The following is a 23,768-nucleotide window of genomic DNA, read 5'->3' as shown; positions in this document are numbered from 1 at the left end:
TGCGGGCAGCGCGGAAGGAAAGGGGAGAGAGCCTGAAGTGACTGGGGAAGCCCTGCCGGCGGCGAACAGGCGTCCCTTCGCCGTGTTGCTGTCGAAGCTCTTCGGTTTGTTCGGCAATCGGCGCCTGCGGGCGCTGTTGCGCCGTTTCGGGTTCAGCCGTGTGCTGGGGTTGTCTCTGCTGCTGCCGCTCCTGGCGCTCAGGGTTTGGGACCCGGCGCCGCTGGAAATCCTGCGCGTCAAGATCTTCGATCTTTATCAGATCGCCCAACCGCGTGTGCCTCAGATGGAGCCGGCGGTGATCATCGACATCGACGAGGAAAGCCTGGCCGCCGTCGGTCAATGGCCCTGGCCGCGCAATGACGTGGCCCGGATGGTCGCGCGGCTGCGGGAGGCCGGCGCGGTTGCTATTGCTTTCGATGTGGTTTTCGCCGAGCCGGACCGGACCTCGCCGGGGCTCTATGCCGAGACCCTTGAGGGTTTGGAGCCGGAAGTCGCAACGGCCCTGCGGAGCCTGCCGAGCAACGACGAGATTCTGGCGCGCGAACTGCGGCAAAACCGTCTGGTTCTTGGCCAGTCCGGCTATCATCGCCGCTTGGGCAGTGCGGACCGTCCTTCGGAATCGGAAGCTCCCAAGCCCAGTGTTCCCCTGGCGGTCATCGGCGGGGACCCCAAGCCCTACCTCTTCCGGTTTCCGGGCCTGGTGCGCAACACGCCCGTCCTGGATGCGGCCGCTCCCGGCCGGGCGGTCTTCAATCTGGTGCCGGGGCGGGACGGGATCGTGCGTCGGGTGCCGGCCTTCGTGGTGGCGGAAGACCGGATCCTGCCGAGCCTCAGCATCGAACTCTTGCGGCAGGCGACCGGCGGCAACGCTTTTGCCATCAAGACCGATGAGGCGGGCGTCCGTTCCTTTGTGGTTGGTGGCGTCGAGGTGCCGACGGACCGGCATGGGCGCATCTGGGTCCACTACAGTCTGTCCCGCCCCAATCTCTATGTTTCGGCCAAGGATCTGTTGAACGGCGCGGTGCCGCCGGAGCGTCTGGCCGGAAAGCTGGTGCTGATCGGCACCTCGGCGGCGGGCCTGTTCGATATCAAGGCAACACCGCTGCAGGACCGGGTGCCCGGCGTCGAGGTGCACGCCCAGGTCCTCGAGATGATCCTTTCCGGCCAGCTTCTACTGCGTCCGAACTATGCCCTGGGGGCGGAACTTATGGTGCTGGCGGTTGTGGCGCTGACCATGATTGCACTGGTGCCGGTATTCGGTGCGATCCCTACCATGTTGTTCGGCGCCGTCGCTGCGGCGGCTCTGTCGATGGCCTCATGGTTCTTCTTCACCAGCGAAGGGCTTCTGATCGACGTCGCCTATCCGCTGATCGGGTCCTTCGCGGTCTTTACCCTGCTGGTCTTCACCAACTACCTGCGAGAGGAGGGGCGCCGCCAGCGGGTGCGCAGCGCCTTCCGGCAGTACCTGTCGCCCACCCTGGTTGACCAACTGGCCAACGAGCCCGACCGTCTGGTGCTGGGCGGTGAAAGCCGGGAGATGACAGTCCTCTTCAGCGACGTTCGCGGCTTCACCTCTATCTCGGAACACCTGCAGGACAGACCACAGGAACTCACCCGCCTGATGAACCGGCTGTTGACGCCATTGACTGCCGAGGTCATGGACAACAACGGCACTATCGACAAGTACATGGGCGATGCCATCATGGCCTTCTGGAATGCCCCCCTGCCTGATGTCGAGCACGTTGCCAACGCCTGCAAAGCGGCCCTCGCGATGCTGGAGGCTCTCGAACGCCTGAACCGGACGCTGGAGCGAGAGGCCGCAGAGGCGGGGAAAGAGGCGATCCCGATGAGGGTCGGCATCGGCATCAATACCGGGATCTGCGTCGTGGGAAACATGGGCTCCGAACAGCGTTTCGACTATTCGGTGCTTGGCGATGCGGTCAATCTCGCTTCGCGCCTTGAAGGTCAATGCAAGACCTACGGCGCGGATATCATCCTCGGCGAGTCGACGGCGGCGATCCTGGAAGATGGCGGTGCGGTGGTACCGCTCGACATGATCCGGGTCAAAGGCAAGCGCGAGCCGCAGCGGATTTTTGCGCTGCTGGGTGAGCGCGGCCTCACCGCGGAAGAGCCGATACGCCAAACAATCGGTGAGATAGCCGCAATGCTCTCGGCCTACCGCGCGCAGGATTGGGAGGGTGTGATCCGGGCTGCTGACGTGCTGTCCACCCAAGAGCTGCCGCACCTGGACTTGGCGGTTCTTGCCGGGCTCTACCGCGCCCGCGCCGCGGCCTTTCGCCAGGCGCCCCCGGGACCGGATTGGGACGGTGTCTACACTGCGGAGACCAAGTAGCGCCTGAGAGAATCAGCTTGCCGCCTTTGCGGCCTCGGCGGCGATGCGGCCGATGGCCTGAAAGCCCTCGCCTGACGTCGGTACCTGGATGTCGAAGACCTCGGCGATAACCTGGGTCCAGCCGTGCAGGAAGTAGGTCCAGCCGTCTTCGACCTGCAGGCCCGCGCCGGCCGCCTGAGCGCGGGCCTGTTCCAGAAAAACCAGGTCGCCACGGTAGTTGAGCTCCCAGACCACGGCCGCCTCGGGGAAGCACGCCGCGCTGCCGAGGGGCGAACCCGGCGCGTCCTTGCCGAGGCCGGTGGCGTTGATCACCAGGGATCGCGCCGGAAGGCCTGTAAGGACCGCATCATTGTCTGCAACTGTAGCGACTTCGACGTAGTCTATCGGGATGTCGGGAGCCATTTGCCGGTGGATTTCCCGGACGTGATCCAGCCTTGCGGCGGAGGGGTCGGAGATGACGATGCGTGACGGCCGGTCGGGCCCCCGTGTTTTTTGCAGCAGGTGCCAGGAAATGGCGATGGTCGATCCGCCGGCGCCCATGGCGAAGAGCGCCGCCTTGCTGTCTGCAAAGTGGCCCGCTGCGAGGAAGCCATCGATGGCAAGGCCTGAGGAAATCGGGTCCTTGGCGTGGCAGACGAGGCGATCTCCTTTCTTGGACAGGCAGGAGGTTTCGCCGAGGAGCGCCGCAAACGGGTCAATGTCGTCGAAGCGATCACGGCAGGCCGCAAAGAGATCGAGCTTGTGCGTTGTGACCAGCGCGCCCAGTGAGAGCGGATCGTTTTTGATGAAGTCCACCGCTTCGCGGTAGCGCTCGGCGGCGGAATGGGGGGCGAAGTCCATGCCGCTGATTTGGGCGTCTTTCAGCCCAAGATAGTCGGCCCAGGCCGGAAACACCCGCATGATCGAGCTCCGCCCCGTCGTCACGCCGATGAAGTGGAGTGTTGGCCGGCCGGCCGCTTCAAAAATCACACCGCGTTCCTCAACTTGCTGGCATTCGTTTTCTCAGCCGATACTCTACGATGCCGAGAGGCTATATTCGAAGCTTCAAAGAGAGCTCAGGACGATTCTTGACCGATGAGGAATGATCGCATTCACAAGATCCTATGCAGGGCGGGAGTGATCTAAATGCCGCGGGATCTCTATCTGGCGATTGACGTGGGGACCGGCGGCATCCGTTCGGCCCTGGTTGACCGCGACGGCAAGATGCTGGCCTTCAGCCTTCAGGAGCACGAACAGATCGTGCCGCAATACGGCTGGTCGGAGCAGCGTCCGGCGGACTGGTGGTCAGGGGTCAAGGCGACCATCCGCAGTGTGGCTGCCAAGGTGGAAGGCGCAGCAGGCCGGGTTGCGGCGATCTGCGCCTGCGGTCAGATGCACGGTTCGGTCTTGATCGATGCAGACGGGGCATTGACCCGTGAAACGGCGCTGCTGTGGAACGACAAGCGTACGGCGCCCCAGGTCGCCGACTTTGCTGCGGCCCATCCCCCCGAAAGCTACCTGACGGCCACGGCAAATCTCGCCGCGCCGGCCTGGCCTGCCTTCAAGCTGCGCTGGATCGCGGACAACGACCCGCAGGCCTACGACAGGGCCGCCACCTTGCTGATGCCCAAGGACTATATCGGCTTCTGCCTGACGGGAGAGCGGGCCTGGGACTGGACCGAGGCTTCCATGAGTTTTCTGATGGATGTCGGCAGCCGCGATTGGTCGGCGGAATTGTTCCGGGCCACCGGCCTGCGCCGCGATCTGCTGCCGGACATTCGCGCGCCCTGGGACCTCCTCGGCAGCCTGAAAGAAGATGCCCCGGCAGAAATCGGCCTGTCGCCTGGCACCCCGGTTCTGGTCGGCGGGGGAGACTATCCGGTTGCGCTGCTGGGCTCCGGCCTCACCCAGCCGGGCTGGGCATCCGACGTCACCGGAACCTCTGCCATCGTGACGGTGATACATGACGCGCCGGTTATCGACCAGGCTGTCTCCAACGTCGCAACGGTTGAGGGAAACTGGGGAAGCTTTACGCTGCTCGACGCCGGCGGGGATGCTGTGCGTTGGGCGCGCCGCGCCTTTCACGACAACCAGCTGAGTTATGCCGCCTTGACCGCGGCGGCGGAGAAAGCGGACTGCGGCGCCAGGTCGCTCTTTTTCCTGCCCTATCTCTCCGGTCAGCGTTTCGGGGAGGCCGCCAACGCCCGCGCGCAATTTTTTGGGCTCACGGCGGCGCACGGCTTGCCGGAGCTGCACCGCGCCGTTCTCGAAGGTGTCGCCTTCTCCATGCGCCGCGAGCTGTCGGGTCTGCAGGGCCTGGGGGATGCGCCGGAGCGGTTCGTTGCTGCCGGCGGCGGCGCCAAGTCAGACCTCTGGGTTGCCATCAAAGCCAGCATGTTCGATGCCCCCTATCTGATTCCGGCAGAGCTTGAATGCGGCGTCGTGGGGGCCGCCTGCATGATGGCCGTGGCCTCCGGCGACGCACCGGACTTGAAGGCTGCCGTTACCCGGATGGTTCGCTATGACCGGGAAGTTCAACCCGATCCGGCATGGCGTGACCGCTATGACCGCATGGCGCCGGTCTTCGATGCGATTTGTGAAGAGTCCGGCAGGCTCTACGACCGCCTCGACGGACTTGACGGATAGACGATGCTTTCTCACCCGAGAGACGATATCGAAAACCGGCTGCCGGTATGGGTGGCTTGCAGTGATCTGTATCTGGATAATGAACCTGGAGAGATCGGTCTTCGCAGCATCGCGCGGATTTGTGCATCCTCCCCCTATTCAGGTCCCGATCTGGATCGCATTATGTTCAATGAGGTCTGGCCGGCATTTTCGATGAATCTCTACTCGGTGGCCGGCGAATGGGCCGGCTGGGATGAGGGTTTTGTACAGGAGCAGATTCTGAAGACTTACAGCGGCCGTTGGCGGCTGCCTTGGCGATACCATCCCATGAAACGATCTCTCTCGGACGAATGGTTGGCGGTTAGGGCCTTGATCGATGAGATCAGGGCCGCCGGGCCGGAAACAAAGGACGGATCGATATGAAAGCAGCGGTTCTTGAGCGATGGAAGAGCATCGCCGTGCGCCAGGTCGGTGATCCCGAACCCGCTGCGGGAGAAGCGCTGGTCCGGGTCGGATTGACCGGGGTCTGCGGGTCCGACTACCACATCTTCAACGGCGATATACCGATCGCCAAGACGCCGGTGATTCCAGGCCATGAGTTCATGGGTACCATCGCCGGATTGCCTGACGGTGGAACGGAGACGCTGGCGGTGGGACAAAGGGTTGCCGTTCACCCCCTGGTCTCCTGCGGTACCTGCGTTGCCTGTAGGAGGGGGGTGCCCCACGTCTGTGCGAACCTCGTGGTCATCGGCGTCAATCGCGATGGCGCCTTTGCCGAGTACGTCGGCGTTCCGGCGGAACGCCTGATTCCCCTGCCGGACGATCTGCCGGATGAGGTGGCAGCGCTGGCCGAGCCTTTTGCCGTGGGTTATCACGCCTGCCGGCGGGCGGCGCTCAGCCCCGGAGAGCGGGTACTGGTGATCGGCGGCGGTCCGATCGGGCTCTTTGCCGCGATGGTGGCGCGGCGCCTCGGTGCTGCCGACGTCGCGGTCTCCGAGCCCCTGGCCGCCCGGCGAGACTTTGCCGAAAGCCACGGCGTCAACGCCTTCGATCCTCTCGCATCTTCCTGCCTTGCCGATCTCGCAGCGCGCAGCAGCGGTGAGGGTTACGATGTGATTATCGAGACCTCCGGCGTCGATGCCGGGATCGCCATGGCTGTGGAGGCGGCGGCGCCGCGTGCCCGCATCGTCTCGCTCGGGTTTCCGTCAGAGCGGTTTGCCCGCTACAACGTCACCTTCGGCATCATGAAGGAATTGAGCTTTGTCGGCAGCCGCGTCTATCCGCGCGAGGAATTCTGCGAGACGATTGATCTGCTGTCCCAGGCCGTCGAGGCAGGGGACATTGCCTTCGATCGGCTGGTGGCTGATGTCAGGGGACTTGACGACCTTGAACGCTCCATCCTGGGAGTCGCCGAAGGCGAAGAGCGGGGCAAGATCCTGATTCGCCCGGCTTAGCGGCGCGTTATGGTTTCGAAGAGATGGAAAGAGACGGGTGGTGCAAACGCGGTTGCACCACCCGAAGTGCACCAGGGGTTTTAGCGGATACCCTTGGAAGCCAGATCGATAACCTGGGCGGCTTTGTCCTTGGTGATCAGGTTCGGGCCGGAGCCGATGGCCGTGGCGGGCATAACGCCATATCTGGCATTGAGGGCGAGAAGCTGCACCGGCAGGAAGCCCTGCAGGTACGGCTGCTGATCGATGGCGAAGAGCGCTTCACCGTCGCGCACCGATTCCAGATAACCGCCGGAAAGATCGAAGGAGCCGATCTTGATTTCGCCGGCCCGGCCGAGTTCCGCCACCGCCGCGACGATCTGCTCACCGGCCAGAGAGGCGCTCAGCCCCAGGGCGGTGTCGAGATCCGCATCGGATTCCAGAGAGGCCTTTATCTTTGCTTTGATCTCCGAGGGATCGTTGGTGGTCGGCAGGACCACGATGGCGCCTTCAAAACCGTCGGCAAAACCCTGACAACGTGTGTCCAGGGCCACGTTGCCGACTTCGTGGTTGATGCAGAGGCCCTTGGTTCCTCCGGCGGCCTTCAGGGCCTTTCCGGCAGCGAGGCCGGCGGCATATTCCTCCTGGCCGACATGCAGCAGGGCGCCCAGCTTTTCGTAGACGTCAGAGCCAGAGTTCATGGAGATTACCGGGATACCGGCGGCGACGGCTTTTTCGATCGACGGGCCAAGGGCATCGGCATCGGGAATCGATACCATGATCCCATCGGGCTCCTGATTGACGGCCGCGTCGATCAACTGCGCCATGGCGACCATGTCAAAAGTCTCAGGGGCACGATATTCGACGGTCACGCCGTTGGCCTCTGCCGCCTCGGAAATCCCGTTCTTCACCACCGACCACCAGGGATCGGAGGCCTGGCCGTGGACAACGGCGATGATCTTGATTTCGGCGGCGGACAAGGCACCCGGGGTGCCGGTGGCGATTGCGCCGACCAGCGCGACGGCCGCGAAGACGGCCCTCATCAATGACTTCATTCCATCCTCCCTCTGCGCGCCCTGGGTTTCCGAAGAGGTTTTCTCTTTGCGGGTTTCCCCACAAGGTCGGTCTGGGCGCTTTCATGGTCTTTTCAGGCATATGACCTGAGTCTAATGGAGACTAGACCGGGGATGAGGAAAATGCAACCGGTTGCAATATAGGGTGCTGAGGCACAGAGTTGTCGGCACCTGCGGTATCGCCGAAGATAGGTAAACAACGGCGCCGCTGCGGGGATTCGGCAGGGCCAGCGAAGAGGGAAATCGGGGTTTGGAGCGAAGCGGGGATCGCAGCGGTCAGGGCGACGCCAAGGTGACTTTGAAAGAGGTCGCAGAGGCGGCGGGGGTGTCGCGCTCTGCCGTATCGCGTACCTTCACCGAGGGGGCCAGTGTCTCGCCCCGGACCCGCAAGAAGGTTGAAAAGGCAGCCCGCGATCTGGGCTACCGTCCCAATTTTCTGGCGCGCAGTCTGACGACCAAGCGCACGGCGCTGATCGGTCTGCTCTCCAACAACTTCCAGAATCCGGCCTTCATGGAGGTCTTCGATCTTTTCACCGCCGGTCTGCAGGAGCGCGGTTTGAGGCCGTTGCTGGTGAACCAGTCAGATCTCGACCAGGCCGAAGCCTCGCTCGAGATGTTGATGCAGTACAGCGTCGATGGGCTCATCGTCGCCTCGTCGACGCTGCCGCCACAGTTCTCCAAGGTTTTGGCCGAAACCCGCCTGCCGGTGGTGCATGCCTTCGGCAAACCGGCGGCGCCTTTCAAGGTGAATGTGGTGGGCGTGGACAATGTCCACGGCGGCGAGTTGGCGGCGGAGCTTCTTATTGAGCGGAACCACCGCTCGGTCGCTTTCCTGGGCGGCCCGCGCAAGGCGACCTCGACGGAGGATCGGCTGGCCGGGTTCGAGCGGCGGCTGGGCTTGGCGGGAATCGGCATTGCGCAAACCCGCTTTGCCGAGACTTACAGTTACGCCGCCGGGCGTAAGGAAATGGCGGCGCTGCTCGACCAGGGGCCGGTTGAAGCGGTTTTTTGCGGCGATGATATTCTCTGCATGGGCGCGCGCGACATCTGCCGCGAACGGGGTGTGACGGTGCCCGAGGAGATCGGCCTGATCGGCTTCAACGATATTGCCATGGCGGATTGGACGGCTTACGAGCTGACGACGATCCGCCAGCCGATCCGCGATATCATCATCTCCGCGGTGGAACTTGTGGTTCGGCTGGTCGAAGAGCCGGGCCGCAGCGCCGAGGCGCGCCTCTTCCCCTGTCAGGCCGTGGTACGCAAGACGCTGCGCTCGCTCTAGCCCTCTAGCTCGACCCAGGCCCCTCCGGACTTGGCCGAGGCGGCGGCGGCGTGAATGGCTGCAACACTGTGAAGGCCGTCCTCCGCCGTTGGACAGGCAAACGCATCCGCCGCCATGCTCCTGCCTTCCTTTTGGGCCCGAATGGCCTCGGCGAGATCGGCGTAGAGGTTGGCGAAGGCGGCAAACATTCCCTCGGTATGGCCGATGGCAAGGCGCGAGGCGCTCTGTGCTGCCGGTGACAGGCCCGCGGCGCCGCGCTCCAGGATCCGGCTGGATTCATTCAATGGCGTCCAGATCAACTGGTTCGGCTGTTCCTGCGCCCAGCGCAGGCCGCCTTTCTCGCCGAAGACTTGCAGGGTCAGGCCGTGCATGCGGCCGATGGCAACGGCGCTGGTCCAGAGCCGCCCGACGGTGCCGCCGTGCATGCGAAAGGCGATCAGGGCGTCGTCTTCCAGGGCGCGGCCCTCAAGGCAGGATGCGAAGTCGGCGGAGAGTTTCGTGACCGTCTGGCCGGTGACGAAGCAGGCCATGTGGAGGGCGTGGCTGCCGCAGTCGGCCACTACCGAAGAAACGCCGGCCTGGGCCGGGTCATAGCGCCAACGGACGCGCGGATTGTCGGCATCGGCGGCATCGGCGTGAAACCCGTGGGCGAATTCCGCGACCACCAGTCTGACGGCGCCGAGCTCGCCTTTCGCGATCATGGCCCGCATCTGGCGCACCAGGGGATAGCCGGAGTAGCCGTAGTTGACGGCGCAGAGGCGCCCGGCCTGGCGTGCGACGGCGACGATCTCCTCGGCCTCGGCGACGGTTGTCGTCATGGGCTTTTCGCAGAGCACGTTGAATCCGGCCTGCAGGAAGGCTTTGGTAATCTCGAAGTGGGTGTTGTTCGGGGTTGCGACGGTGATCAGGTCGACGGGGTCGGGCCGGTTCGATTCACCCTCCAGCATCTCCCGCCAGTCGCCGTAAGCGCGATCTGCTGCGGCGCCGAGACGGATGGCGAAGTCCCGCCCTTTCGCCGCGTCGATGTCCAAGGCGCCGGCGCTGAAGCTGAAGGCGCCGTCGAGCCCCGCCGCGACGCGATGGGCGCCCCCGATCTGGCTGCCCTCGCCGCCGCCGATCATGCCCCAGGTAAGCTTGTTCATGGACTTCTCCAAGGTTCAGGCGGCAAGGCCGATGCTGCGCAGGTAGTCCAGGTTCGCCCTGGCATCTTCCAGCGGTTTGGTGTTGCCGGCGGGATCGCAGTCCTGCTCCACCGTCGCCCAGCCGTCGAAGCCGTTCTCCGCCAGAGCATCGCGCATGGCTTCGAAGTCGACGGCGCCCCGGCCCAGATTGCAGAACAGCCCCCGGGCGCAGGCATCGTAGAAGCCGATACGCTCTTCAACCACCTGGGCCTTCACCCTGGGATCGACGTCCTTGAAATGGATATAGCTCACCCGGGCGGCGTGGCGGCGGTAAAAGGCGACCGGATCGAAGCCGGCATAGAGGCAATGCCCGGTGTCGAGGCAGACCGACAACAGCGCCGCATCGATTTCCGCCAGGGCGCGCTCCAGTTCGTCTTCGAACTCCATGAAACCTGCGGCATGGGCATGCAGGGCGACGGTCAAGCCGTAGTCCTCCGTGCCCATGCGGGCGATACTGTGGATGCGCTCGATAAAGCCGCGCCACTCGGCGTCGTTCATGCGTTCGGCTTCGTGCGGACGCCCTGCCGTCGGGGCCCGGCTGGCGGCGATGGAATCGATCAGTACCAGGTGTTTCGCCCCATGGGCCTTCAAGGCTTCGCAGGTCCGCCGGCTGGCGCCCTGAACTTCATTCCACTTCTGCGGATCGTGGAAGGGGCGGAAGATCACCCCGCCGATCAGCGACAGCCGGCGCTCGGCCAGGCTCTTGCCCAGCACCGCCGGGTCTTCCGGCATATAGCCGATGGGGCCGAGTTCCAGGCCGCCGTAGCCTGCCGCTGCGGCCTCGTCGAGAACCTCTTGCCAGCCCGGGTTCCGCGGATCGTCTGCAAATTCGACACCCCAGGAGCAGGGAGCATTGCCGATCGAAAGAGGCATGGTGAGTTCCTTGTTGATGACTGAAAGTTGTGTTCAGGCTTACACTTGGCTGACCGTCACCCAGCCGCGAGTTCGGTTGGAGAGCGCTGCGGCGGCAACGACACGATTGACCTCACAGCCATCGCGAAAAGTCGGCCAGACCGCTTTACCCGTTTCTATAGCCCGCAGAAAGTCGCGTGCCTCGATAATGATTTGGTCGTTGTATCCCGTGCCGTGGCCGGGACCGAGGCAAAAGGCCTCATAGTCCGGATGCGCCGGTCCGGTCAGGATCTTGCGGTAGCCTTCGCGCCCCGGCGCTGCCTCGTTCTCGTAGAGCCAGAGCGCATTCTGATCTTCCTGATCGAAGCGCAGAGCGCCCTTGGTGCCGTAGATCTCGTAGGCGTAGCCCATCTTGCGCCCGCTGGCGACGCGGCTGAAGCTGAGGGAGCCCATGGCGCCGCTCGCAAAGCGGCAGAGAAAGTGACCCTGGTCGTCATTCGCCACCGGTTCCGGTCCCTCTGGCCCGGGCCGCGTTGCATGGACGGTCTGGATATCGGCGACCAGGGATTCGATGGGTCCGGCAAGGCGCAGGGCCGCGTTGATGATGTGCGGCGAGAGGTCGCCCAGCGCACCGGAAGAAGCTTCGCGGGTGCGCCAGTTGGCTGGTGTTTCGGGGTCGGCCAGAAAGTCCTCGGTGTGTTCGGCGCGGATGTGGACCAGGCGGCCGATCTCGCCCGCCTGGATGATCTGCAGCGCCAATTGGCTGGCGGGCGTGCGGATGTAGTTGAAGCCCACCATGTTGACGATGCCCGCCGCCTCTGCGGCAGCGGTCATGACTTCCGAGTCCTCAAGCGTCTCGCCCAGCGGCTTTTCACAGAACACCGGCTTTCCCGCGGCGATGGCGGCCAGGGCGATTTCGCGGTGGGTGCGTTGGGGTGAGGCGATGACCACCGCCTCCACCGCCGGGTCGGCGACCAAGATCCGCCAGTCGTCGGTGGCGCGCGCGAAGCCGTAGGCGGCGGCTTTCTCGGCTGCTCCCGCCGCCGTTGTGGCGCAGATCATCTCGCAGACCGGCCGCAGACCCGTCTTGAAGACGGTCCCCACGGCTTTCAGCGCGACGCTGTGCGCCTTTCCCATGTAGCCGGTTCCTATGACCCCGACGCCGATGCTCTTCATGGCAACTCGCTTCCTGCACCGTTCTATGACTGCAACCGGTTGCAAACCCTCTATCGGATATATAGGATCGCCCGTCAAGTATGGTCCTTCATCCCGTCCCCGGGAAAGGGGCACCCCGCCTCCGGGAAAGGAGGGGGAAATCGTTGCATGCGATGGAGGTTCCGCGGCGATGGCGAGAGGCGATGAGACCCTGACGATGGCCCAGGCGCTGGTGCGCTATCTCGTCGCCCAGCGCATCGACATCGACGGCGAGGAGTGGCCGCTTTTTGCCGCCGTCTTTGCCATCTTCGGTCACGGCAACGTCACCTGCCTGGGTGAGGCCCTTTACGAGCAGCGCGACAGCCTGCCGACCTGGCGCGGGCAGAACGAACAGTCCATGGCGCTCGCCGGGGTGGCCTATGCCAAGGCGCGGCTGCGCCGGCAGATCTGTGTCGCCACCTCTTCGGCGGGGCCGGGTGCGACCAACATGGTGACGGCGGCGGCCTTGGCCCATGCCAACCGTCTGCCGTTGCTGATCCTCTCCGGGGACACCTTCACCAGCCGCCTGCCGGACCCGGTGCTGCAACAGGTCGAACACTTCCACAATCCCGCGATATCGGTTAACGACGCCTTCCGCGCCGTGACCCGCTATTGGGATCGCATTACGGCACCGGAACAACTGCTGCAGTCCTTGCCGCAGATGGTCGAAACCCTACTCGATCCGGCCGACTGTGGTCCTGCCTTTCTGGGCCTGCCGCAGGATACCCAGGCCAGGGCCTATGACTATCCGGCTGTCTTCTTCGAGCCCCAGGTTCATCGTATCCGCCGTCCAAGGCCGGACAGCGATGATCTGACCGGCGCGGCCCGGATGATTGCAGCCGCCCACCGGCCGCTGATCATCGCCGGCGGGGGTTTGCACTATTCCGGCGCTTCCGCAGATCTGGCGGCCTTCGCCGAGCGGCACGGCGTTCCGGTGGTCGAAACCCTGGCGGGCCGGGCCCTGCTGCCCCACGACCATCCGATGAATGCCGGGCCGATCGGCCCGACCGGGTCGCAGTCGGCCAATGCCCTGGCCAGAGAGACGGACCTTGTGCTGGCGCTCGGCACCCGGCTGCAGGACTTCGTGACGGCCTCCTGGTCGGCCTTTCAGAACCCCGAGATGCGCCTGGTTTCGGTAAACACCGCCCGCTTCGATGCGGCGAAGCACCGCGCCCAGGCGGTGATCGGCGATGCCAAGGTGGCGCTTGCCGAGATCGATTCCCGGCTTGGTGATTGGACGGCGCCGGCAAACTGGGCGGCAAAGGCGCAGAAGCTCTACGGGCAATGGAACACAGCGCTGGACGAACGCACGGCAGAAGAGTCCTCCGGGGCCACCAACAGCCTTCCGTCTTACGCTCAGGTCATCGGTGCGGTGAACCGGACAAGCGGGCCGGAGGATCGGGTTCTGACCGCCGCCGGCGGCATGCCGGCGGAACTCAACACCAACTGGAAAGCCAAGGGCATCGCCTCGGTCGACATCGAGTTCGGGTTTTCCTGCATGGGCTATGAAGTGGCCGGCGGCTGGGGCGCAGCCATGGCCAAGGCGGATGCCGGCGAGCCCGGCAACACCTACGTGCTGGTCGGCGACGGGTCCTACCTGATCATGAATTCCGATATCTACTCCTCGGTTCTGACCGGGCACAAAATGATCGTGATCATCTGCGACAACCAGGGTTTTGCCGTGATCAACAAGCTGCAGAACAACAGCGGCAACGAATCCTTCAACAACCTGCTGGAGGACTGCCGCATCGACAGCTTCGTGAACGTCGACTTCGCCGGCCATGCCCGGGCGATGGGCGCGGCGGCCGAGGCGGTGTCCTCGATCAGCGAACTGGACGCGGCCCTGGAACGCGCGAAGGCGGCGGCCGGCACCTATGTCATCACCGTCAAGGTCGACAGGTACGTCTGGACCGAAGGGGATGCCTGGTGGGAGGTCGGTATTCCTGAAGTCTCTAAGCGTGAAGGGGTTCGCGCAGCAGCCCGCAAATGGGACGAAGGCCGCCGGCACCAGCGGCGTGGTGTCTGAATTGGCGCAGACCCTTGCCATAGACCGTCTGAAGCGGGACCGCCCTTTCGGTGCGCTGGCCCTGGGGCGCGCCGGCCTGGATCTTTATCCGCTGGAAGACGGCGGCAAAATCGCCGAGGCGGCCGGCTTCACCAGCGATCTCGGAGGTTCAGCCGGCAACATAGCGGTTGCTCTGGCACGCCAGGGGGTGTCGGTAGGTCTGCTCTCTGCCGTGTCGGATGATCCGGTCGGTCGCTTCGTAAGCAGCCGGCTGGAGAGCTTCGGTGTCGATACCCGCTTTCTGCAGACGGTTTCCGGCGATCCGCGCACCAGTCTGGCTCTGGCCGAAGTCCGGGCGGCGGACTGTGAGGTTACCATCTACCGGAACAACGCCGCCGATCTGCAGCTAACAGCGGATGACGCGCTCGTGGCCGCCGTGGCCGAGGCCGGCGTGCTTATCATTACCGGCACTGCCCTGGTGGCCGATCCCTCGCGCGCTGCGACGATGGTTCTTCTGGCGGCGGCGCGGGCTGCGGGGACCGTGACGGTCTTTGACCTGGACTATCGCGCCTATGCCTGGTCGTCCCGGGAAGAAACGGCTGCGGTCTACGACCGGGCCGCCGGGCTGTGCGACCTCATCGTCGGCAACAGCGAGGAGTTTTCGGTTTTCTCCGCCGATGGCAACGGCGAGGCGGCCGCGGCAAGTCTGACGGAGACCGATGGCCGCCTTGCCATCGTGAAACGTGGCGGCAGCGGCGCAACGGTTCTCGGTGCCGGCTGGCGGATCGACAGCGGTGTTTTCCCGGTGACGGCCTTGAAGCCCTATGGCGCCGGCGATGCATTCATGGGCGGGCTGATGGCAGCCCTTTTGAAGCGTGAAACGCTGGAAGAGGCCGTCCGCTGCGGTTCCGCCGCCGCCGCCATGGTTGTCTCCCGCCGCGGCTGCGCTTCAGCCATGCCGGACAGTGCCGAACTCACCACTTTCCTGTCATCGCAGCAGATGACCTCAAACCCGACGAGGACTTGAGCCATGCACATTCAGCCTTATGACAACAAGAACGAACCGATTGTCGGCGCCAATGATGCGCGGGTGCCGCTGGTCTATATGAACATCGTCAAGCTTCAGAAGGGCGAGACCTTCAGCTACGCCGAAGAGGGCTACGAGACCTGTTGCGTGCCTGCCCACGGCACCATCGATGTGGCGGTCGGCAATCAGATCTTCGAGGCCGTGGGCGACCGCCCGTCGCTCTGGGAGGGAAATCCTTCCGGTGTCTATGTGCCGAGCGGCAGGTTGGCGTCCTTCACCTGTGTTTCCGAAGACACCGAGGTCTTCGTGGCCGGGGCCAAGTTCGACGAGGTGCTGGAGCCCTTTGTCGTCAGGCCGGATGAAATCGATCCGGTACAGTACGGCTCCGACGACACCAAGACCCACCGCAAGATCAAGCATATCCTGGGCCAGAAACAGGCCGGCAAGGTCGGGCGTCTGCTGGTCAGTGAGCTTTTCACCGTCGGTGCTGGCGGCTGGTCGGGTTTTCCCTCCCACAAACACGATACCGACGACCTGCCCGGGGAAACCCGCCATGACGAGGTCTATAACTTCCGTTTCAACCCGGATTGGGGTTTCGGCGCGCAGTTTCATCAGCGCGAGGACGAGGAGTTCGGTGAGTGCTATCATGTGAAGAACGGCTCGACCTTCGTCATCGACGGCGGCTATCACCCCTCCGTCGCGGCGCCGGGCTATGAGATGTATTACTTCACCATCCTCGGCGGCCTGTCGCAGCGCCCGCTGGTGCAGAACTTCCAGCCGGAGCATGCTTATCAGGTCGAGACGATCCCGGGCATCAAGGACATGATCGCCAAATTCAAGTAGATGCTGGGTTCAAATAGATGCTGGTCAACCTCTCGGAAATCCTGCAGCCGGCCCTTGAAAGCGACTATGCGGTCGGCTGCTTCAACGTTTTCGGCTATGAGGACGCGCGCGCCGTAGTCGCGGCGGCGGAGGCGCTCGGCGCCCCGGTCATTCTTTCCGCCAACCTGGACCTGCGTCAGTTCATGCCGGTGAAGATGGTGGCGGCCTTGTTCCGGGGGCTTGCCGAGGACGCCACTGTGCCGGTTTGTGCCCATCTCGACCACACCTATGAAATCGACGACGTGCTGGATGCGGTCGACCTGGGATTTTCGTCGGTGATGATCGATGGCTCCCAGTTGCCGCTGGAGGAGAACATCGCGGCAGTGCAGCGTGTCGTGGCGCATGCCCATGCGGCGGGAACCTCGGTGGAAGCGGAGATCGGCTCCGTTCCCTATGCGGAGGGCCGCGATCACATCAAGTCCGAGCTTACCGATCCCGCAGAGGCACGGCGCCTGGCAGAGGAGGGCGGTCTGGACGCCCTGGCCGTTTCCGTCGGCAACGTGCATCGGCTGAGCGCGCCCGCTGCGACGGTTGCTTACGACCGCCTGTCGGAGATCGAAAATCTGGTCAAGTTACCGCTCGTCATCCACGGCACCTCGGGCCTCTACGAAGAAGATGTCCGCAGGTTGGCCGCGACGCGGGTTTGCAAGTTCAACATCGGGACCGTGCTGCGGCAGGCCTTCGGTAACAGGCTGCGCCGGACCTTTGCGGAAGACCCCAAGATCTATGACCGTCTTGACTTGATGAGGGCGGCCATGCCGGCGGTTCAGGCCGAGGCCGAGAGGATGATTACGCTGCTCGGTTGGAAGGGGCCGAAGCGGAGCTGAGACTCTTCCGCTGGACAGGCCGTGATCAGTCTTTGCTTTGGTTGCCGTTCGCCGGCTGTTTGGGCAACTGCGTTACCTGTTCGTAGAACAGCGAAGGCGTGGACCAGTTCGGATTTTCGCCGGAGAAAAGATCAAGGAATGCGATGGCCAGGGCCGGATCCTCGGTGACGTTCTCCTTGAAGGACCACCAGGTACGGATATTCGACAGATCCGGGGTCAGGGTCAGCGCTTCGTCGAGATCCTGGGCCAGAACAGCGGCGCGCACGTTCAGGCAGTAAGCGACATAGACATAACCTTCGGGCCAGTAGTAGGCCGGGTTGGAGGCATCGGAGCCGACGGGAACGCTCACCACCTCCAGCGGGGCATCGCAGATCAGCTGTTGCAGCATCAGCCCGGAGGCAAAGTTCGTGAAGGCGCGCCGTGCGGCCGGCTGTGTCGGCTTCTGCGCTTCGAAATCGCGCAGCCAGGCGACGAAGACCCGGGCCAGCTTCTCGTTGTTGATGCTGTATTCGACGCCGCTGGCGTCGGAGATGGCTTTGACCTGCTCGGCAAAGGACTGTTTGAACCAGCGCATCCGCCGCATCGCCCGGCGGATCGGGCGGTCGGTTTCGCTGAGGGCGTCGGGAACCGGGAACCCCATGACCGCCTCAGATCTTGTCTACATAGGCGGCGAATAGGTCGCGCAGGCGCTCGACATCGCCGCAGCGCTCGGCCAGATCGGATTCCAGCGCCCGGGCGATATCGCAGCAGGTCAGCAACAGGGCCTCGACATCGTCCTGGTCACCCTCGCGTTCGACCAGGAACCAGAGGATGAGCGCGAAAATCGATACCTTGGCAAGCTCGGCCTCGGTCAGGCTTGCGGCTTCCTGGTCCGGTCCGGAGAGCAGATCGCGAACGACCTTGCGCTGCACCAATTCCTGCATCAGCGCCGCGGCGATGGAGAAGCGATCTCCTTCTGTAGCGCCGGACTGAATGACCGTTTTGTAGGCTTCGGCGATGCGAACCTCGCTGACCAGTCCTTCGTTGGCGCCGAGGTGGCGCAGCGCACAGGTCAGGCCCCGGTAAGCGGCTTGAGCGAAAACGATCTCCGCCTCACCGATGTTTTCGATGTCCTCCAGCGTGGCGGCCCGCAGGCGCCCCGGATCGCCTGAATCGAGGAAACGATGGGAAAGGCCGGCGGCGACATCGTTGACGCGGTCGGCAAACTGGTCGAAGTCCCGCAGCGCCGCCCTTGCGACCGTGCTGATCGGCGAGGGAACCGGCGCTAGCGGCTTGTCCAGCAGGCTGCGCCCGCGTTTCACCGTGAAACGCAGCATCCGCAAGGCGTCTTTGAGGGGCAGCGTGGCTGCCGATGTACTGAGACTCCGCTGACTGCCGGGCATTGCCTGAACCAAATCTCCCCTCAGTTATATAGTCTTCGTGCGCGGCGCCTACCAGTGCTGGAATCAGTTCCTGACTGCCGTCTGTTCCATGAAGGCTTGCGTTGCCGCGAGCGATGTGACGACGGCCTGAGAGCCGAGGCCCATGGCGTTTTGTGCCGAAGACGCCTGTCCCAGGCGCACACAGGTTTCCGGGTCCAATCCTAGGTGAAGACCGGTTGCGAAGCCCGCGTTAAAGCAATCCCCGCAACCGCAGGTGCATCGGACGTCGATGTCGAAAGCCGGAAGATGAAAGCGCGTTCCGTCGCTGTGCCGGTAGAGGGCACCTCCCGCGCCGAGAGTGAGGACGACGCAGCCGGCCCCCTTGTCCAGGAGGTAACTGGCGACATCGTCATAGTCGGTGAGGCCGGAAAGCGCCATCGCTTCCTCTTCGGACGGCAGGAAGTAATCAGCATAGGGAAGCAACCCCTCCACCAGAGGCATATCGTCCTGGGTACTGGCAAAAACGTCGAGGGTGGTGATGCACCCGCGTTCCTTTGCCTGGCGGATGAGGGCAACGCTGGGGGCGCCATCCATCCGGTCCATCAGGCCGATGCCGCCAATGTGGAGGATACGGGTATCGAGCACCCGGTCGATCTGGTTTTCTGTGACGAAGAAGGCTCCGGTGGCGCCCTTTTTGTGCAGAACCGAGCGGGCTCCGTCGGGGCGGGTGGCGACGATGGAGGAGGAGGTTGCGACACCCGGACAGACCGCCATGTTGGCGGTGTCGATGTCGAAGCTTCGAAGCTTCTGCAGCACCCATTGGCCCATGTCGTCATCGCCGACGCCGCCTACGGCCTGCACTGAGAGCCCGTGTTTGGCGGCGACGATGGCGGCGCTGCCCGCGGCGCCGGAGACAGCGATGGTCAGCTCGTCGATGAAATAAGTATCATCGCCCTGCGGAATGTCTCTCACCGGGCGGCCCAGGCAGTCGAAGGTGTAAAACCCGAGGGAGGTATAGTCGAACGTCATTTTACCGATCGCGTCCGTTGTTTTTCGTGTTGGCTTCTCATCCGGGCTGGCGCAGACGCTCGCCGGACACCCCGTCGAAGAGGTAGAGGCGATCGCGATCAAAGCTGATATGCGCCGTGGTGTCCAGCGGTGCCCGAAAGTCGCGGTCGGCGCGGATCTCGAACAGGTCGTCATCGGTGCGCAGGCTCACCAGGGTCTGGTCGCCGGTTGGCTCGATTCCGAAGACAATACCGGTCATCTCGGCCGGGGCGCTGTTCAGATGACAGTCCTCTGGCCGCACGCCCAGGGTCACCGCACGGCCGCTCTCGGCGTCGATACCTTCGACCTTCACGCCGGGCGCGATGAAGGTGCCCCCCTCGACGCGTCCTCTTATGAGATTCATGGGGGGTGAGCCGATGAAACCGGCGATAAAGGTATTCGCCGGATTGCTGTAGATTTCATCCGGCGTGCCGATCTGCTGGATCGCGCCGCCGTTCATGATGACGATACGGTCGGCCAGGGTCATGGCCTCGACCTGGTCATGAGTTACATAGACGGTGGTGATCTTCAGGCGGCGTTGCAGGTGCTTGATCTGCACCCGCATCGCCGAGCGCAGCTTGGCGTCGAGATTCGACAGTGGTTCGTCCATCAGGAACACATCGGGTTGACGGACCACCGCGCGGGCGAGCGCCGCGCGCTGGCGCTGACCGCCGGAAAGCGCGCCCGGCTTGCGGTCGAGGTAGTCGCCGAGCTCCACCATCTCCGCCGCCCGCTTCACCAGCTCGACATGCTGGGCCTTGGGCACCCCGCGCATGCGCAGGGGAAAGCGGATGTTCTCGAAGATCGTCATATTGGGATAGAGCGCATAGCTCTGGAAGACCATGGCGACATCCCGGTCACGGGCATCGACGTCGTTGACGACTTCACCGTCGATGATCACCTCGCCGCCGCTCGGGTCCTCCAGGCCGGCGATCATGCGCATGGTCGTCGTCTTGCCGCAGCCCGACGGACCGAGAAAGACCACGAACTCCTCGTCGGCGATCTTCAGATTGACGTCATCGACGCCGACGAAGTCACCCCAGTGCTTCCTGACCTTACGCAACTCAATCTCTGCCACGACTCATCCTTTTAAAGCCCCCAACGTCAGTCCGCGCGACAGATGTTTCTGGATCGCTATGACAAGCAGAAATACCGGCACAAAGGCCAGGAAGGAAACAAGCGCAATCGCATTGTATATCTTGCCGTCCGAGCCACCGGTGAAGTTCGCCAGAGCCACCGACATGGTGTAGGCGTTCTTGGTCGAGGCGATCAACAGCGTAAAGAGGAACTCGTTGATCGCAAAGATCGCCGCGATCACCGCAGCGGTGATGATTCCCGGCAGGCAGATCGGAATCACGATCTCCCAGAGAATGCGTAGGTCCGAGGCGCCGTCGGTGCGCGCTGCATCCTCCAGCTCGTGGGGAATATCCTGCATGTAGGAGCGGATGATCCAGGTGACGAGGCTGAGGTTGATCGCGGCATAGACCAGCATCAGGCCCCAGACCGTGTCGAGCAGGCCAAGACCCTTGAACAGGAAAAAGATCGGTATCGCCACGATGGCCGGGGCCATCATCCGGGTCGAGAGGATGTAGAAACCGATGTCCTCGCGGCCCTTGTAGTTATAGCGCGCCAGGGAATAGGCGGCGGGGATTGCGAGCACCAGGTCGATGACCACCGAGCCGACAATGGCCAGCAGGGAGTTGATCAGGTAATTGGCCATCGGCCAGTCGTCCCAGATCATATGCCAGGCGTCGAGGGAGAAGGTCGGCCAGTAAATCGGCTGCGGCGTGATGATCTCTGTGCGCGGCCTGAAGCCGATGGAAAGAAACCAGAGGATCGGCAGCAGGCAGCAGAGTGCCCAACCAGCCAGGATGACATAGCGGAGCACGCGGCTTTCGCCTGAGCGGCGGCGCATTCTTCCGGTCGCGGCCATCACGCCCTTCCCGAGCGGAAGAACCGCTTCAACAGCAGTTGGGCGACGATGATGGTGAAGATCAGCATCAAGGCGGAGGCCGCGGAGGCGTAGCCGAAGTTAAAGGTGCGAAAGCCCATGCGGTAGATGAAATAGCTGATGGTCTCGGTCGCACCGCCGGGCGTGCCTTGGGTGATGATGAAGACATTGGCGAACATCGTCGTGATGTCGATGCCCCGCAGGATGACGGCCACCGCGATCACCGGGCGCATCAGTGGAAGGGAGATGTTCCAGAAGATCGCCGGCCAGCTGGCGCCGTCGAGGCGGGCGGCTTCTTCGATCTCCTTGTCCTGGGCCTGGAGTCCGGCAACGAAAATGATGAACAGGAAGGGCGTCCACTGCCAGACGTCGGCGACGATAAGCGTCAGCCGGGCATTCCAGACGTCGCCCAGAAAGTCGATGTTTTCGGAGATCAGGCCGAGCTGCATCAGGAGGTCGGAGACCACCCGCCCGTCGTTGAAGGCCAACTTCCAGATGAAGGCCACCGCAGAGGGCATGAAGAGCATGGGCATCAGGAAGATGATGCGCCAGCCGCGGATGAAGGGATCGCGGTAGGTGTAGAACGCCAGAGTCATCGCGATCACGCATTCGAGGGCCAGGGAAATGCCGCCGATGACCAGGGTATTCCAGAGCGCCGCCCAGAATTCCCGGTCCTGCAACAGATTGGTGTAGTTCTCGAAACCGGCCGGCACCCAGCCGGTGAAGGTGACGAAGAAGAAGGACTGATAGATCGCGTAAACGCCGGGATAGAGGGTGATCATCAACAGATAGATCACCGCCGGCGCAACCAGCAGGTAGGGAAAGAGCTTGCGCCGGAAGGGACTGCGCCGGCGCCGCCGCAGAGAAGGGACGGCGGATATCGCCGTCCCCTCGCTTGTTGCTGCGGATTGCGTCATCGATGTCGGGCTCTTACCCGCTTCCCTGAGGACAGCACGCCGAACTCAGATCGGTGACGGCTTGCCACGGCCGGCCCAGGTGCCGGCCTCCACCGCGGAATAGGCAAAAGGCTCGCGGCTGCTGAAGAAGCCGTTTTTCTTCATGATCGAGCGCCAGGCATTGACGCCGTTGTCCAGTGCTTCCTTGGCGGGAATCTGTCCGACGACAGCACGGTTGATCTCGTTGCCGAGGGCCTGCTCCATCTCGAACATGCCGGGAATGCGCGGCGCGCACCAGGCATAGTCGAGACTCTCCGCCCAGACTTCGGCCGGTTGGGAAACGGCCCGCAGACGCTCGTTGTTCAGCACCGACTTGTAGCCCGGCGCCACGCCGTTGGCGTTGGCTTCGTTCATCGCCATGATCGACGCCGTGGTCAGGAAGGCGAGCATCAAGAACGCGCCTTCCGGGTTCTGCGAGGTCGAGGCGACGCAGGAGGTCGAACCGGCGATGTTCGGCGGCGCAAAACGGGCGCCCTCGATGTTCACCCGCGGCTCGTAGATGGTGACGAAGTCGTCGACGATCTGGCTCTGGTCCGGCCGCATGGCCTGGGTGCCGCTGTCCTGCCAGGAGATGTTGGTGGCAAGCTGTCCGCCGAGCCAGGCCGCCCGGTTTTCCGGCCAGCCCCAACCGGCAACGCCCTGGGCGGCATTCTTCTGAAGATCCAGGATGATCTCCAGCGCCTTGATGCCGGCATCGTTGTTGAAGATCGGGTTCCACTCGCCGTCGAAGAGGTCGACGCCGCATTGGGCCGCAATGTGCTCCCAGGTATAGGTCGACCAGAAGCCGCGGGCGGCCATTAGACCCACGCCGGCGACACCCGGCTCGATCTTGTTCAACTCGCCGGAGAGGCGGATCAGGTCGTCGTAGGTCTCGACCGTCTTCCATTTGTCGATCGGTCCGCCGGTGACCTGCTCCACATAACCTTTGCGCAGGTGCACCATCTGGATGTCGCAGTCAAAGGGGATTCCGTAGAGGCCCTTGTCGCCGAACTGGCCGTAATTGAGGCGGTAGGTGTCGTAGAAATCGTCGAGCGGCAGGTTCCATTTCTCGGCGTAGTCGTCGAGGCGCGCCAGGAAGCCCGGCGCGGCGAAGTCGCCCAGCCAGGGCGAGAAGAATTGCAATGCGTCGAAGCTGGCGTTGCCGGAGATGAACTCGGCAATCGCCTTGTCGTAGAAGCTGTCGTCCGGGATGGGAACCAGTTCGACCTTGATGCCGGAAAGCTTTTCGAATGGTACGAGGCCTTCGGCCGCTGATTCCTGGTCCGCCGCGCCGATGGCGAAACGCACCGTCTTGCCGGCCTGTTCGGCCCGCACAGCTTCCCAGTCCACGGTCCGGATCCAATCCTTCTGAGGATCCCAAAGTGGTTCGTCGGACATGCTGTAGAGCTTACGGTAGTCCTCACGCACATATTTCGGTACCGAAATGTCCGCCAGGACGGCAGCGGGATCGGGCAGTGACGACTGGGCAAAGGCGGGCGCCGCCAGCGAGGTTCCGGCACCGGCTGCAAGGCCGGCCGCAACGCTTGATTTCAGGAATGATCGGCGGGTCGTGCCGTAACTGTTAACGCGCATGGAAAAAACCTCCCTTTTTGATCGTTCTTACGTCTGAAGGCACTGCGGAACCTCGGGATGCCGGGCGCACGTCACTGTCGGCGTGCGGCTGCGTCCGGCAAGCGGGAGGCTTTACAGGGTGCTTCGCGGGAGGGGGTCGGCAGCGCCGTTTTCATGAATCCTCCCATTTAT

Annotated in this window: 21 protein-coding genes; 9 read left to right on the top strand and 12 right to left on the bottom strand. The window is 63.6% G+C overall.

The window, feature by feature from the left end; genetic code table 11:
- Positions 1 to 37: 37 nt before the first annotated feature.
- A complete protein-coding gene (locus ACP146_RS18515; RefSeq protein ID WP_422368232.1) occupies positions 38 to 2,353 on the top strand; it encodes a CHASE2 domain-containing protein in 2,316 nt (771 codons plus the stop codon).
- Positions 2,354 to 2,365: 12 nt separating this feature from the next.
- On the opposite strand, the gene ACP146_RS18510 is transcribed toward ACP146_RS18515, so the two are convergent.
- Complete coding sequence (locus ACP146_RS18510) at positions 2,366 to 3,322, bottom strand: hypothetical protein (RefSeq protein WP_422368231.1); 957 nt, start codon at positions 3,320 to 3,322, stop codon at positions 2,366 to 2,368.
- A 156-nt stretch (positions 3,323 to 3,478) separates the two neighbouring features.
- Here ACP146_RS18510 and ACP146_RS18505 point away from each other — a divergent pair, with 156 nt between their 5' ends.
- The 3 genes from ACP146_RS18505 to ACP146_RS18495 are packed head-to-tail and all read left to right on the top strand — an operon-like array spanning position 3,479 to position 6,411.
- Positions 3,479 to 4,978, top strand: a complete 1,500-nt coding sequence (locus ACP146_RS18505; RefSeq protein WP_422368230.1) for a xylulokinase — start codon at positions 3,479 to 3,481, stop codon at positions 4,976 to 4,978.
- 3 nt (positions 4,979 to 4,981) lie between these two features.
- Positions 4,982 to 5,380 (top strand): DUF7079 family protein, encoded by a 399-nt coding sequence (locus ACP146_RS18500; protein ID WP_422368229.1) that lies wholly within the window; start codon positions 4,982 to 4,984, stop codon positions 5,378 to 5,380.
- Positions 5,377 to 6,411 carry a zinc-dependent alcohol dehydrogenase gene (locus ACP146_RS18495; RefSeq protein ID WP_422368228.1) on the top strand — a complete coding sequence of 345 codons (1,035 nt, stop codon included), beginning with the start codon at positions 5,377 to 5,379 and terminating at the stop codon, positions 6,409 to 6,411. Before ACP146_RS18500 ends, ACP146_RS18495 begins: the two co-directional genes overlap by 4 nt.
- 80 nt (positions 6,412 to 6,491) lie before the next feature.
- Here ACP146_RS18495 and ACP146_RS18490 read toward each other — a convergent pair whose 3' ends face one another.
- Entirely contained in the window at positions 6,492 to 7,442 is a 951-nt protein-coding gene (locus ACP146_RS18490; RefSeq protein ID WP_422368227.1) for a sugar ABC transporter substrate-binding protein, read from the bottom strand.
- Positions 7,443 to 7,710: 268 nt separating this feature from the next.
- Here ACP146_RS18490 and ACP146_RS18485 point away from each other — a divergent pair, with 268 nt between their 5' ends.
- On the top strand, positions 7,711 to 8,742 hold the full coding sequence (locus ACP146_RS18485; protein ID WP_422368226.1) for a LacI family DNA-binding transcriptional regulator: 1,032 nt from the start codon (positions 7,711 to 7,713) through the stop codon (positions 8,740 to 8,742).
- On the opposite strand, the gene ACP146_RS18480 is transcribed toward ACP146_RS18485, so the two are convergent.
- The 3 genes from ACP146_RS18480 to ACP146_RS18470 are packed head-to-tail and all read right to left on the bottom strand — an operon-like array spanning position 8,739 to position 11,951.
- Positions 8,739 to 9,884, bottom strand: a complete 1,146-nt coding sequence (locus ACP146_RS18480; RefSeq protein WP_422368225.1) for a Gfo/Idh/MocA family protein — start codon at positions 9,882 to 9,884, stop codon at positions 8,739 to 8,741. The two genes, ACP146_RS18485 and ACP146_RS18480, sit on opposite strands and share 4 nt — an antisense overlap.
- Positions 9,885 to 9,899: 15 nt before the next feature.
- The gene (locus ACP146_RS18475) at positions 9,900 to 10,796 is read right to left on the bottom strand and encodes a TIM barrel protein (RefSeq protein ID WP_422368224.1); all 897 of its coding nucleotides are present in this window, start codon (positions 10,794 to 10,796) and stop codon (positions 9,900 to 9,902) included.
- A gap of 39 nt (positions 10,797 to 10,835) precedes the next feature.
- Entirely contained in the window at positions 10,836 to 11,951 is a 1,116-nt protein-coding gene (locus ACP146_RS18470) for a Gfo/Idh/MocA family protein (RefSeq protein WP_422368223.1), read from the bottom strand.
- A gap of 169 nt (positions 11,952 to 12,120) precedes the next feature.
- Between ACP146_RS18470 and iolD the strand changes: the two genes are divergently transcribed.
- Genes iolD through ACP146_RS18450 form a run of 4 tightly spaced genes read left to right on the top strand, consistent with a single transcriptional unit; the run spans position 12,121 to position 16,710 of the window.
- Complete coding sequence (gene iolD, locus ACP146_RS18465; protein WP_422368222.1) at positions 12,121 to 13,995, top strand: 3D-(3,5/4)-trihydroxycyclohexane-1,2-dione acylhydrolase (decyclizing); 1,875 nt, start codon at positions 12,121 to 12,123, stop codon at positions 13,993 to 13,995.
- Entirely contained in the window at positions 13,928 to 15,001 is a 1,074-nt protein-coding gene (gene iolC, locus ACP146_RS18460; protein ID WP_422368221.1) for a 5-dehydro-2-deoxygluconokinase, read from the top strand. The genes iolD and iolC overlap by 68 nt, the downstream gene beginning before the upstream one ends.
- A gap of 3 nt (positions 15,002 to 15,004) precedes the next feature.
- Positions 15,005 to 15,844, top strand: a complete 840-nt coding sequence (locus tag ACP146_RS18455) for a 5-deoxy-glucuronate isomerase (RefSeq protein WP_422368220.1) — start codon at positions 15,005 to 15,007, stop codon at positions 15,842 to 15,844.
- A 17-nt stretch (positions 15,845 to 15,861) separates the two neighbouring features.
- The gene (locus ACP146_RS18450; protein ID WP_422368219.1) at positions 15,862 to 16,710 is read left to right on the top strand and encodes a class II fructose-bisphosphate aldolase; all 849 of its coding nucleotides are present in this window, start codon (positions 15,862 to 15,864) and stop codon (positions 16,708 to 16,710) included.
- A gap of 25 nt (positions 16,711 to 16,735) precedes the next feature.
- Here the strand turns inward: ACP146_RS18450 and ACP146_RS18445 are convergent, their stop codons facing one another.
- From ACP146_RS18445 to ACP146_RS18415, 7 genes are all read right to left on the bottom strand, one after another.
- Entirely contained in the window at positions 16,736 to 17,350 is a 615-nt protein-coding gene (locus ACP146_RS18445; RefSeq protein ID WP_422368218.1) for a hypothetical protein, read from the bottom strand.
- A 7-nt stretch (positions 17,351 to 17,357) separates the two neighbouring features.
- Positions 17,358 to 18,092 (bottom strand): hypothetical protein, encoded by a 735-nt coding sequence (locus ACP146_RS18440; protein WP_425032960.1) that lies wholly within the window; start codon positions 18,090 to 18,092, stop codon positions 17,358 to 17,360.
- Between the two features lie 63 nt (positions 18,093 to 18,155).
- Positions 18,156 to 19,100: a carbohydrate kinase family protein gene (locus tag ACP146_RS18435; protein ID WP_422368216.1), complete on the bottom strand. Its 945-nt coding sequence runs from the start codon at positions 19,098 to 19,100 to the stop codon at positions 18,156 to 18,158.
- A 37-nt stretch (positions 19,101 to 19,137) separates the two neighbouring features.
- The gene (locus ACP146_RS18430; RefSeq protein ID WP_422368215.1) at positions 19,138 to 20,196 is read right to left on the bottom strand and encodes an ABC transporter ATP-binding protein; all 1,059 of its coding nucleotides are present in this window, start codon (positions 20,194 to 20,196) and stop codon (positions 19,138 to 19,140) included.
- A 3-nt stretch (positions 20,197 to 20,199) separates the two neighbouring features.
- Positions 20,200 to 21,051 carry a carbohydrate ABC transporter permease gene (locus ACP146_RS18425; RefSeq protein ID WP_422368214.1) on the bottom strand — a complete coding sequence of 284 codons (852 nt, stop codon included), beginning with the start codon at positions 21,049 to 21,051 and terminating at the stop codon, positions 20,200 to 20,202.
- A complete protein-coding gene (locus ACP146_RS18420) occupies positions 21,051 to 21,986 on the bottom strand; it encodes a carbohydrate ABC transporter permease (protein ID WP_422368213.1) in 936 nt (311 codons plus the stop codon). Before ACP146_RS18420 ends, ACP146_RS18425 begins: the two co-directional genes overlap by 1 nt.
- Before the next feature lie 45 nt (positions 21,987 to 22,031).
- On the bottom strand, positions 22,032 to 23,597 hold the full coding sequence (locus ACP146_RS18415; protein WP_422368212.1) for an ABC transporter substrate-binding protein: 1,566 nt from the start codon (positions 23,595 to 23,597) through the stop codon (positions 22,032 to 22,034).
- Between the last annotated feature and the right edge of the window lie 171 nt (positions 23,598 to 23,768).

This window comes from Pelagibius sp., from assembly GCF_965249265.1.
Taxonomy (GTDB): Bacteria; Pseudomonadota; Alphaproteobacteria; order Kiloniellales; family Kiloniellaceae; genus Pelagibius.
This window is presented reverse-complemented; position numbering and strand designations above follow the sequence as displayed.

Excerpts from the sequence above, each read along its gene's own strand:
- ACP146_RS18425 (WP_422368214.1), bottom strand. The coding sequence starts at position 21,051 with ATGGCCGCGACCGGAAGAATGCGCCGCCGCTCAGGCGAAAGCCGCGTG.
- ACP146_RS18480 (WP_422368225.1), bottom strand. The coding sequence starts at position 9,884 with ATGAACAAGCTTACCTGGGGCATGATCGGCGGCGGCGAGGGCAGCCAG.
- ACP146_RS18495 (WP_422368228.1), top strand. The coding sequence starts at position 5,377 with ATGAAAGCAGCGGTTCTTGAGCGATGGAAGAGCATCGCCGTGCGCCAG.
- ACP146_RS18445 (WP_422368218.1), bottom strand. The coding sequence starts at position 17,350 with ATGGGGTTCCCGGTTCCCGACGCCCTCAGCGAAACCGACCGCCCGATC.
- ACP146_RS18450 (WP_422368219.1), top strand. The coding sequence starts at position 15,862 with ATGCTGGTCAACCTCTCGGAAATCCTGCAGCCGGCCCTTGAAAGCGAC.
- iolD (WP_422368222.1), top strand. The coding sequence starts at position 12,121 with ATGGCGAGAGGCGATGAGACCCTGACGATGGCCCAGGCGCTGGTGCGC.
- ACP146_RS18415 (WP_422368212.1), bottom strand. The coding sequence starts at position 23,597 with ATGCGCGTTAACAGTTACGGCACGACCCGCCGATCATTCCTGAAATCA.
- ACP146_RS18420 (WP_422368213.1), bottom strand. The coding sequence starts at position 21,986 with ATGACGCAATCCGCAGCAACAAGCGAGGGGACGGCGATATCCGCCGTC.
- ACP146_RS18440 (WP_425032960.1), bottom strand. The coding sequence starts at position 18,092 with ATGCCCGGCAGTCAGCGGAGTCTCAGTACATCGGCAGCCACGCTGCCC.
- ACP146_RS18490 (WP_422368227.1), bottom strand. The coding sequence starts at position 7,442 with ATGAAGTCATTGATGAGGGCCGTCTTCGCGGCCGTCGCGCTGGTCGGC.
- ACP146_RS18475 (WP_422368224.1), bottom strand. The coding sequence starts at position 10,796 with ATGCCTCTTTCGATCGGCAATGCTCCCTGCTCCTGGGGTGTCGAATTT.
- ACP146_RS18500 (WP_422368229.1), top strand. The coding sequence starts at position 4,982 with ATGCTTTCTCACCCGAGAGACGATATCGAAAACCGGCTGCCGGTATGG.
- ACP146_RS18435 (WP_422368216.1), bottom strand. The coding sequence starts at position 19,100 with ATGACGTTCGACTATACCTCCCTCGGGTTTTACACCTTCGACTGCCTG.
- ACP146_RS18470 (WP_422368223.1), bottom strand. The coding sequence starts at position 11,951 with ATGAAGAGCATCGGCGTCGGGGTCATAGGAACCGGCTACATGGGAAAG.
- ACP146_RS18505 (WP_422368230.1), top strand. The coding sequence starts at position 3,479 with ATGCCGCGGGATCTCTATCTGGCGATTGACGTGGGGACCGGCGGCATC.
- ACP146_RS18455 (WP_422368220.1), top strand. The coding sequence starts at position 15,005 with ATGCACATTCAGCCTTATGACAACAAGAACGAACCGATTGTCGGCGCC.